This window comes from Nostoc sp. DedQUE12b, assembly GCF_034530835.1.
Taxonomy (GTDB): domain Bacteria; phylum Cyanobacteriota; class Cyanobacteriia; order Cyanobacteriales; family Nostocaceae; genus Nostoc.
On record NZ_JAVRCI010000002.1, the window covers coordinates 134,683 to 145,977 of the forward strand.

Annotated in this window: 3 protein-coding genes; all 3 read left to right on the plus strand. The window is 37.3% G+C overall.

The genetic code is table 11. The features are described from left to right. Window positions 1-71 precede the first annotated feature (71 nt). The 3 genes from panP (at window position 72) to RMY16_RS01510 (ending at window position 11,184) form a co-directional block, all read left to right on the plus strand. The gene (gene panP, locus RMY16_RS01500; protein ID WP_322734874.1) at window positions 72-1,727 is read left to right on the plus strand and encodes a pyridoxal-dependent aspartate 1-decarboxylase PanP; all 1,656 of its coding nucleotides are present in this window, start codon (window positions 72-74) and stop codon (window positions 1,725-1,727) included. A gap of 141 nt (window positions 1,728-1,868) precedes the next feature. Beyond that, the gene (locus RMY16_RS01505) at window positions 1,869-6,557 is read left to right on the plus strand and encodes a type I polyketide synthase (RefSeq protein WP_322734875.1); all 4,689 of its coding nucleotides are present in this window, start codon (window positions 1,869-1,871) and stop codon (window positions 6,555-6,557) included. Next, window positions 6,550-11,184 carry a polyketide synthase gene (locus RMY16_RS01510; protein ID WP_322734876.1) on the plus strand — a complete coding sequence of 1,545 codons (4,635 nt, stop codon included), beginning with the start codon at window positions 6,550-6,552 and terminating at the stop codon, window positions 11,182-11,184. Before RMY16_RS01505 ends, RMY16_RS01510 begins: the two co-directional genes overlap by 8 nt. Window positions 11,185-11,295: the final 111 nt, after the last annotated feature.

Here is an 11,295-nt window from a genome sequence, read left to right on the forward strand (position 1 = left end):
AGAGTTTTTTTGCGTCAGTCCTAAATAGTATTAGCAATGCAGAATAAAAATTACCTATCGAAGGAGACAAAATGACATTAAGTGAAAAACAGTTTTTATCCACAAATAATTTTTCTCAAACTGAGCGAATATTACATTCGGAAATTGGTGAGTATGTAAAACAAATGTTCGTACCTACTCTGGGTAAATCTATTGAAACCCAGATAGATGAGATAGTTAATGATTTTTCTGAAGAATTTTTAATCACAAAAAATCCAAATACCAATATTGACATTGATTTGATAATCAGAAATTTTGGCGAGAGCAAAATACCTTTAGAACCTACTGACTTTGAAAGCTATTTCCAGTACTTAGGTGATAACGTTATTTCTCACTCCATACACACATCTTCGCCACAATTTATCGGTCATATGACCTCAGCACTTCCTTCTTTTGTCCGACCTCTAGCCAAACTAATGACAGCAATGAATCAAAACGCTGTCAAAATAGAGACTGCTAAAGCTTTGAGCTTTTATGAACGTGAAGCTTTAGCAATAATGCATCGACAAATTTATAGTTTTCCCGATAATTTTTACACCCAGCATATTCAAAATAATCAGAGTACATTAGGAGTTTTAACTTCTGGTGGTACAACAGCCAATATCACAGCCCTGTGGTGTGCTAGAAATAAATCGTTGGGAGCTAAAAATGAGTTTTTAGGCATAGAAAAAGCAGGTTTAACAGCAGCCCTAAATTTTTATGGCTACAAAGGAGCAGTTGTCATTGGCTCTGAATTGATGCATTTTTCTTTTGATAAAGCTGCCGATTTAATGGGCATTAGTACGCAAAATGTCATGAGAGTAGCGGTTGACTCTAACAATCGAGTTAACATACAAGCACTACGTCAAGCTGTTGCAGAATGCCGCGAAAAAAACTTACATATCATAGCCATTGTCGCCATTGCTGGAACTACAGATTCTGGTAGTATCGATTCGCTAGAAGATATTGCCGAGATAGCCCAAGAAAATAATATACATTTTCATGTAGATGCTGCTTGGGGTGGTCCAATTATCTTTTCTCGGAAACATCAACATAAGCTTGCTGGTATTGAAAAAGCTGATTCAGTAACCATTGATGGACATAAACAATTGTATTTACCAATGGGTATTGGTATGGTCTTTTTCCGCGATCCTTATCTAGCTTCTTCAATAGAAAAACAGGCTAGTTATACCATGCGTAAGGGATCGTTTGATTTAGGTAAACGTGCTTTGGAAGGTTCTCGACCTGGCATGGCTTTATTTTTACACGCTGGTTTAAAGCTAATTGGGCTTAAGGGATATGAGTTTTTAATTGATGAAGGAATCAGAAAAACTCAATACATGGCTGCTCGTATTTCAGCTATGCCCGAATTTGAATTATTGGCAGAACCTGATACCAATTTGTTGATTTATCGGTATATCCCCGAGGAATTTAGAGAAGCTATTGCCAATAAAAACTTAACAGAAATAGATAATCAAATTGTCAATAATTTTAATGAACATTTGCAAAAGATGCAGCGTCATATTGGTCGCACTTTTATCTCACGAACGACAAAAAATACTATCAAGTTTGATCGAGAAATTACTGTAATTGCCATGCGAGCTGTAATTGCCAATCCATTAACTACTGAAGAAGATATTGATGCAGTTTTAAATGACCAGATTCAGATTGCTTCGGGAATTTCAATTAACAAACTTCGGCGGGTTTAAGTCCCCGGCTACAAAAGAAGTCGCAAGTTTTGGGCTGCTTGTCTTTATCCCCGTTACAAAACTGTACTTCCGACTTCTTTAACTAATTCTCATTCAATGCTTTAACATTAAACAAAAATATTTAGGTTCGGACTTTCACTTATGGATATAGCAAATAAAGACGAAATTGCTATTATTGGTATGGCAGGTCGTTTTCCTGGAGCAAATAAAGTTGATAGTTTTTGGAAAAACCTGCGGGATGGTGTAGAGTCAATTTCTTTTTTCACAAATGAGGAACTAATATCTGCTGGGGTAGACCCATCATTGCTTAACGATCCAAATTACGTGAAAGCAAGCGGTATATTAGAAAATATAGATTTATTTGATGCTTCATTTTTTGGCTTTTCTCCCAGAGAAGCTGAAATTACAGACCCACAGCACCGGCTTTTTCTAGAATGTGTTTGGTCAGCTTTAGAAAATGCTGGCTATAATTCGGAAACTTATGACGGTTCAATTGGTATTTTCGCTGGTGTCAGCCCAAGTACATACCTACTTTCAAATTTATATTCCAATCGAGATTTGATGGAATCGCTAGATGGTCATCAACTTTTGATTGGAAACGATAAAGACTTTTTACCCACGCAGATTTCTTATAAATTAAACTTGAGAGGGCCAAGTATTAACGTCCAAACTGCTTGCTCGACATCATTAGTTGCTGTGCATTTAGCTTGCCAAAGTTTACTCAATGGTGAAAGTGATATTGTTTTAGCAGGGGGTGTTACTGTTACAACGCTGCAAAAAATTGGTTACCAATATCAGCAAGGAGGAATTCAATCTCCTGACGGTCATTGCCGAGCTTTTGATGCTCAAGCCAAAGGAACCAATGGTGGCAATGGTTTAGGTGTAGTGGTATTGAAAAGATTAGAAGATGCTATTGCTGATGGTGATTTTATCCATGCAGTAATCAAGGGTTCAGCTGTTAATAACGATGGTTCTTTAAAGGTTGGATATACAGCCCCTAGTGTTGATGGTCAAAGAGAAGTAATTTTAGAAGCTTTAGCTTTGGCTGGAGTCGAGCCTGAGACTATTAATTATATAGAAGCACACGGTACAGGAACCATTTTAGGAGATCCGATTGAAATTAAAGCTCTCACACAAGCTTTTCGTGTTAGCACAAATAAAAAAAGTTTTTGTGCTATTGGTTCAGTGAAGACTAATATTGGGCATTTGGATGCAGCAGCGGGTGTGACAGGATTAATTAAAACAGTCCTGGCATTAAAACATCAACAAATACCTCCTAGTTTGCACTTTCAGGAACCAAATCCACAAATAGATTTTGCTAATAGTCCGTTTTACGTCAACACTAAATTATCAGAGTGGCAAACTAATGGTACACCTAAAAGAGCAGGTGTCAGTTCTTTTGGCATTGGTGGGACTAATGCCCATGTGATTTTAGAAGAAGCTCCAATAATTCCGGCTTCGAGTTCCTCGCGTCCTTGGCAATTGTTAGTTCTTTCAGCCAAAACCAGCACGGCTTTAGAAACAGTAACCGCCCAACTAAGTGCCCATTTGCAGCAAAATTCTGAGATTAATTTGGCTGATGTTGCATACACCCTACAAGCAGGTCGTCAAGCTTTTAATCATCGCCGCATAGTCCTTTGTAGTAACGTTAAAGACGCAGTTAAAGCGCTAGCTGACCTCGAACCACAACACGTTTTTACTAACTACTACAAGCCTAGTCACTGTCCAGTTATCTTCATGTTTTCAGGACAAGGAACGCAATATGTAAATATGGCAAAGGAATTATACGAAAGGGAAGCAACATTTAAAAAACATATAGATAATTGCGCTGTTATATTGCAATCTTACCTTGGTATTGATATTCGTTGCCTACTTTATCCCAAGGAACAAGATATTGAAACTGCTGCTTTTCAACTACAACAAACAGCTTTTACCCAAAGTGCATTATTTGTCATTGAATATGCCCTCGCTCAATTATTCATGGAATGGGGGATACGTCCAGAAGCAATGATTGGTCACAGCATTGGGGAATATGTTGCAGCCACAATAGCCGGTGTATTTTCTTTAGAAGATGCATTAGCAATTGTGGCAGAAAGAGGACTAATAATGCAACAATTATCCACAGGAAGTATGCTGGCAATTAAACTTCCAGAAAAAGACGTACAGTTACTTTTAGAAACAGAGACATTATATAAATATTCTCTACAATTAGCAGTTATTAATAGCCCATCTTCATGTGTTGTTTCTGGAACAAATGAGGCAGTTGCTACACTACAAAAACAATTATCCTCTCAAGAAATTGAATGTCGTCTGTTGCACACATCTCATGCGTTCCATTCTGTGATGATGTCACCAATATTAGAGGAGTTTGTGCAGTGGGTAAGTAAATTTAAACTGAATCCGCCTCGGATACGCTTTATTTCCAATGTAACTGGTAGTTGGATTACAAATGAACAAGCCACAAATCCCAGTTATTGGGGCGAACATTTACGAGAAACTGTGAGATTTTCAAATGGTATATCCCAATTGATACAGCAGTTTGAAGGCGTTTTTCTGGAGGTTGGCCCAGGACATACTTTAAGCACATTCACAAAACAGCATTTAAATAGAAATTCTAAACAGGTGGTGTTGACTTCCTTACGCCATGTCAAAGAACAAGTATCAGATAGTAACTTGTTGTTGCAAACATTAGGTCGCCTGTGGCTTAGGGGTGTAAATATCAATTGGTCAGGATTTTATACTCACGAATTCCGTCATCGTTTACCTTTACCTACATATCCCTTTGAACGACAAAGATATTGGATTGAGCCTCAAAAGTCAGTACAAGAAAAAAATGGCGATGTCTACGACGGGCTAAGCCTACGCACTCTAGAATTATTGGCTAAAAAACCTGACATAGCCGACTGGTTTTATATTCCTTTTTGGAAGCCTTCTTTACCTCCACTACATCTCCAATATCAAGAATTAGTATCTGATAAATCTAGCATTTTAGTGTTTGTGGATGAATGTGGTTTGGGTATCCAATTAGTAAAGGAATTAAAAAAACAAACCCAGGATGTAATTACTGTAAATTTTGGTGACAATTTTACTATAGTAAATAATTTTGAATATATTATTAATCCAAAAAATCAGCGTGATTACGATATTCTTATACAGAAAATTTTCAATCAAAAACAAGTAATAAAAAACATTGTCCATTTATGGAATGTCACACCTAATACTAACCAAAAATTAGAAATTAATACAATTAATCAAGGTCAAACAAGAGGATTTTACAGTCTCCTATTTCTTGCCCAAGCTTTGGGGAAACAAGAAACGACTGATGATTTAGAAATTACAGTTATTTCTAATGGTCTACAGTCAGTAACAGAAAATGAAATCTTGTGTCCAGAAAAAGCCACTTTACTTAGCCCAATTAAAGTTATATCTCAAGAATATTCAAATATAAACTGTCGGAGTATTGATGTTATTCTTCCAGAATGTGGAAGTTGGCAAGAAGAAAAACTTTTAGAACAATTGCTGGCGGAATTGAAAGTTCATGATTCTGAAAAACTCATTGCTTATCGAGGTTTGAATCGTTGGCTGCAAACTTTTGAGCCAGTGCGCTTTGAGAAAAGTAAAATCGAAAAGCCTCGACTCAGAGAAAAAGGAGTTTATTTAATTACAGGTGGACTGGGTGGTATTGGACTTGTTTTGGCTGAATATCTGGCTCGAAATGTACAAGCAAAACTTGTATTGATAGGACGTTCTACGTTACCTAAAAAATCCGAATGGGAACAATGGCTCAATACTCATGATGAAACTGATAGCACTAGTCATAAAATTCAGAAAGTTCAAGAACTAGAACATTTAGGTGCAGAAGTTTTAATGGTGAGTGCTGATGTGAGCAATATTCAAGAGATGCAAAATGTCATTGTTCAAGCTGAACAGCAATTTGGTCAAATAAATGGTGTTATTCATGCTGCTGGGATTGTTGAAGGGAAATCTTTTGCAGCAATTGAAAATATCACTCAAGTTGATTGTCAGCAACAATTTCAACCCAAAGTATATGGACTTTTAGCTTTAGAACAGGTTTTAGGAAATAGAGAGCTTGATTTTTGTTTATTACTATCTTCATTGTCTTCTGTGTTAGGAGGATTAGGGTTTGTTGCTTACTCAGCAGCTAATATCTTTATGGATGCTTTTGTACACCAACATAATCGAAATCACCCTGTTTCATGGACTAGCATAAGTTGGGATGGCTGGCAAACTGAAAAATTAGATGCACAAAATACAACAGTAGGTGAAAGTTTGACAGAACTGGCTATTACATCGGAAGAAGGAGCGATCGCTTTTGCAAGGATTTTAAATTTCGGCGTATTAAATCAGATAGTTGTTTCCACTGGAGAACTTCAAGCAAGAATTAAGCAATGGATTAAGCTTGAATCCTTGCAACAAGAAACAGAGAGCAATTTATTACTACATTCTAGACCGGATTTGCAAAATCCTTATGTTGTTCCTAGTAATCAAATTGAACAAGAAATCGCCAATATTTGGCAAGAAGTTCTCGGAATAAAAAATGTAGGTCTTCATGATAATTTTTTTGAATTAGGAGGAGATTCTTTATTAATAATTCAGGTTCGCAGTAAAATACTCAAATTATTAAATAAAACTTTATCAATTGCCGATTTCTTTGAATATTCGACCATAAGTACTTTAGCTGAATATATCGGTGGAAAGCAGATTGAAGAACCGATATTTCAACAAGCTGATGACCGTGCTAGCAGAAAAGAAGCAGCTATGCAGGAAAAACGACAATTAATGAAGCAAAGGAGAAAAATAGATGTCTAATCAACAAATGGATGATTCTATTAAAGGCATAGCTGTCATTGGTATAGTTGGTCGTTTTCCCGGAGCCAAAAATGTTGATGAATTTTGGCAAAATTTGTGCGAGGGACGGGAGTCAATTTCTTCTTTCAGTAATGAGGAATTAGAGGCTTCAGGTGTAAATCCAGCTTGGTTAAGTAATCCTCAATATGTAAAAGCTGGCGCTATTTTGTCAGATATTGAGATATTTGATGCTTCTTTTTTTGATTTATCACCAAGGGAAGCTGAAACCATAGATCCTCAGCATCGTATTCTTCTAGAATGTGCTTGGGAAGCTTTGGAAAATGCTGGTTATGAACCTGCTTCAGGCACAGGTTTGACGGGTGTTTATGTCGGAAGCAATATGAGTTCTTACTTTCTAGGAAATTTAAGTTCTCATCCTGAGTTAATTGAATCGATGGGTCTTCCGATTATATATAACAACAGTCAAGATTTTGCTGCTACACGAGTTTCATATAAATTGAATCTTAAAGGCCCAAGCATCAATATTCAAACTTCTTGTTCTACATCATTGGTAGCCGTTCACTCAGCCTGTCAAGGATTGCTAAATTATGAGTGCGATATGGCTTTAGCTGGTGGTATTTCTATCGAATCTCTGCGAAAAGAAGGTTATTTTTACCAAGAAGGGGGTATCACTTCTCCTGATGGTCATTGTCGCGCCTTTGATGCTAGTTCTAAAGGAACTGTTTTTGGGGATGGAGTCGGTATTGTCGTCCTTAAGAGATTAGAAGATGCTTTGGCAGAAGGTGACTATATCTATGCAGTAATCAAAGGTTCAGCTATTAATAATGATGGTGCTGCTAAGGTTGGATATACAGCTCCTAGTGTGGCTGGTCAAGCTGAGGTGATTGCTGAGGCTCAGGCGATCGCCGACGTTACTCCGGAAACAATCACTTACATCGAAACTCATGGAACTGGTACGCAATTGGGAGATCCGATTGAAATTAGTGCCTTGAAAAAAGTATTTGCACGGACTCAAGAAAAGGGATTTTGCGCGATCGCATCAGTAAAAACCAATGTTGGACACTTAAATACAGCATCCGGTATAGCAGGACTAATCAAAACAGTTCTGGCATTAAAACATAAACAAATACCTCCAAGTTTACACTTTGAACAACCCAACCCAGAGATAGACTTTGCCAATAGTCCTTTTTACGTCAACACGAAATTATCAGAGTGGCAAAGCAATGCTACACCCAACAGAGCAGGTGTAAGCTCTTTTGGCATTGGCGGGACTAATGCCCATGTGGTTTTAGAAGAAGCTCCACTAATTGAAGCTTCCAGCGCTTCCCGTCCTTGGCAATTGTTACTGCTTTCAGGCAAAACCGATACGGCTGTGGAAACCGCAACAGCCCAACTATCTACTTACTTGCAGCAAAATCCTGACATTAATCTACCTGATGTTGCTTACACCCTAAAAGTGGGTCGTCGGGGTTTTGACTATCGCCGTATACTAGTTTGTCAAGATGTAAGTGATGCAGTAAAAACGCTGAGTTATTTCCATCCAGAACGTATTTTTACTTACCAACGCCAGTCAAATCATTGTCCAGTTATCTTCATGTTTTCCGGACAAGGGGCGCAATATGCAAACATGGGAAGGGAATTATACGAAATCGAACCAACATTTAAAAAATATATAGATACTTGCGCTGTTATTTTGCAACCGCAACTCAATCTTGATATTCGTCATATACTATTTCCCCAACAAGAACAAATTGAAGCAGCTACTCAACAACTACAACAAACAGTGCTTACTCAACCAGCATTATTTGTTATTGAATACGCCTTAGCTCAGTTATTTATGTCTTGGGGTGTGCTACCTGCGGCGATGATTGGTCATAGTATTGGGGAATATGTAGCAGCCACAATTGCAGGTGTATTTTCTTTAGAAGATGCTTTAGGAATTGTGGCAAAAAGAGGACAACTTATGCAACAGTTATCCCCAGGAAGTATGCTAGCAATTAGACTACCGGAAAAAGATGTGCAACTGCTGCTGGATGGAAACGAGTTATATCGAGAATCTCTACAAATTGCAGTAATTAATAGCCCATCTTCCTGTGTCGTATCGGGAATAAACGATGCTGTTGCGGCCCTAGAAAAACAATTATCCTCTCAAGAAGTTGAATGTCGTCAGTTGCATACATCTCATGCGTTCCATTCTGTGATGATGGAACCGATATTGTCAGCATTTGCTGAGGCGATTAAAACAGTTAAATTAAGTCCACCCAAGATACGCTTTATTTCCAATGTGACTGGTAGTTGGATTAGTTCTGAACAAGCGACAAGTCCAGATTATTGGTGTCAGCATCTACGACAAACCGTGAGATTTTCGGATGGCATATTGCAATTAATACAACAGTTTGAAGGTGTGTTTCTGGAGGTGGGGCCGGGACGAACTTTGGGCACCTTAGCAACGCAGCATTTAGAGAAAGATGCTAAACAACAGATATTGACATCGTTACGCCATGCTAAGGAGCAACAATCGGATGTTTGCTTTTTATTGCAAACATTGGGTCGGTTGTGGCTTGCGGGTGTAGAAATTGATTGGTCGGGTTTTTATGCTCATGAACAGCGTCATCGTTTGCCTTTACCCACTTATCCTTTTGAGCGACAACGCTACTGGATTGATGCGAAATCGTCATCGCATTCCGTAAACATCAAACCGACGACATTAGATCAAAAGCAAGATATTGGCGACTGGTTCTATGTTCCCTCATGGAAGCGTTCTTTACTGATTTATACATCATCCGAAGAAATCAACTCTACAAATGAAGAAAAATGGCTATTTTTTATGGATGATTTGGGAGTAGGGGAGCAACTAATTAATAAGTTAAGAAATCAGGGGAAAAGTATAATTATTGTTAAGCAAGGAGATGAGTTTAGTAAACTAAGTGAGGGTATCTATACAATTGCTCCATGTATAAATGAAGATTATGATAAGTTATTACAAGAACTAATATCATTAGGTCAAAGTCCTGAAAAAATCGTTTATTTATGGAGTCTAAGTAATCTTGATAACCGCCCATCGGTAAAATATTCAGAATTTAAAAGCCTACTATTTTTAACCCAGAGCCTTAGCAGACTAAAAATTAGTGCTCACCTACAACTTAGGGTGATATCAAACAACGTTCAAGAGGTTAATGGGAATGAAGAACTAAACCCAGATAAAGTTGCAATATTAAGTTTATGTAAGGTAATTCCTCAAGAGTATCCCAATATTAGCTGTCAGTGCATTGATATTGCTTTAACTAACAGCAGAAACTTAGAAGAAAGACAAGAAAATTGTGAGAGTAATCTTATTGACAAACTTCTGAACGAGTTAACATCTGTATCCTTAGATACGGTAGTTGCTTATCGCGATCGCCACCGATGGGTACAAATATTTGAGCCAGTTCACGTAGAGTCAATAGTTGAGGGAAAAATACCTTTAAGAAAACAAGGTGTTTACTTTTTTCCTGGTGGGTTAGAAAATATTGAGGTTGTGCTTGCGGAATATTTAACAAAAACTTTCCAAGCAAAACTCATATTTATTGAAGATGTTAAATTTCCAGAGCAAGATCATTTCTCACAATGGCTTGAAACTCATCCTCAAGATGATGAAGTGAGTCTCAAAATACAGCAAGTTTCAGCATTAGAAAAATTAGGTGCAGAAGTTTTGTTATTACGTGCCTATACCACTAATTACGAGCAGATGCATCAAGCTCTTGCATCTGCAAATGTTAAACAAATTAATGGCGTAATTTATTCAACTGGAATCAAGCGCGATAACCTATTTGCTTCTATTCCCGAAATTACTGAAATAGAATTTGAAAATATATTAGAATCACAAAGTAGTAAGATTCTAGTATTAGAACAAGTCTTACAGGATTTGAAGATAGATTTTTGTATCATTTTTTCTTCTTTGTCTTGCATTTTAGGAGGATTTGGGTTAGGCTTATATTCAGCAGCTAACCAATTCATCGATACTTTTAGCAATCGGCATAATCAAAAGACTTCTTTGCCGTGGTATGTTATAAATTGGGATAAATTCCAACCGAATGTAAGTCAGGTAGAAACAGCACCGGATAGATTATCTGGAGCAAAATTAGCTATCACCCCAATAGAAGCAGTAGAAGTATTTAAACGAGTTTTTTCTTTAAGGGAAGTAACTCAGATTATTGTTTCTACAGTAGACATTAATACTAGTAAAAATCATACAATTAGCCTGGAATCTTTGGTGGATTCAAAATCTACTAATCAATTAGATTCATCGTCACGCTACTCTCGACCAAGCCTAAGTAATTCCTATGTTGCCCCCACAAATGAGTTGGAAAAACAAATTACAGAGATATGGCAAGAGGTACTTAGGATTACAGAAATCGGTATTTACGACAACTTCTATGAGTTAGGGGGTGACTCCCTAATTGCAACTCAATTAGTGTCTCGATTGCGAGCAAAATTCCCTGTAGACTTACCACTGCGCGACCTGTTATTAGAAGCGATGATACCAATTAAGCAGGCAAAAATAGTTGAGCAACTTTTGTTGGAAAAAATAGAGGAATTATCTGAAGAAGAGACAAAATCTTTTTTAGCTAATATTGTAGATAATTGAGGAACAGTTTATGTCTTTAGTCGATAATGTTGCAAATTACAATCCTATAGCTTGAAAGCATTACTATGCAATAATAACAGTCATTATTTATACAATAATGGATAATACAGC

Excerpts from the sequence above, each read along its gene's own strand:
- RMY16_RS01510 (WP_322734876.1), top strand. The coding sequence starts at position 6,550 with ATGTCTAATCAACAAATGGATGATTCTATTAAAGGCATAGCTGTCATT.
- panP (WP_322734874.1), top strand. The coding sequence starts at position 72 with ATGACATTAAGTGAAAAACAGTTTTTATCCACAAATAATTTTTCTCAA.
- RMY16_RS01505 (WP_322734875.1), top strand. The coding sequence starts at position 1,869 with ATGGATATAGCAAATAAAGACGAAATTGCTATTATTGGTATGGCAGGT.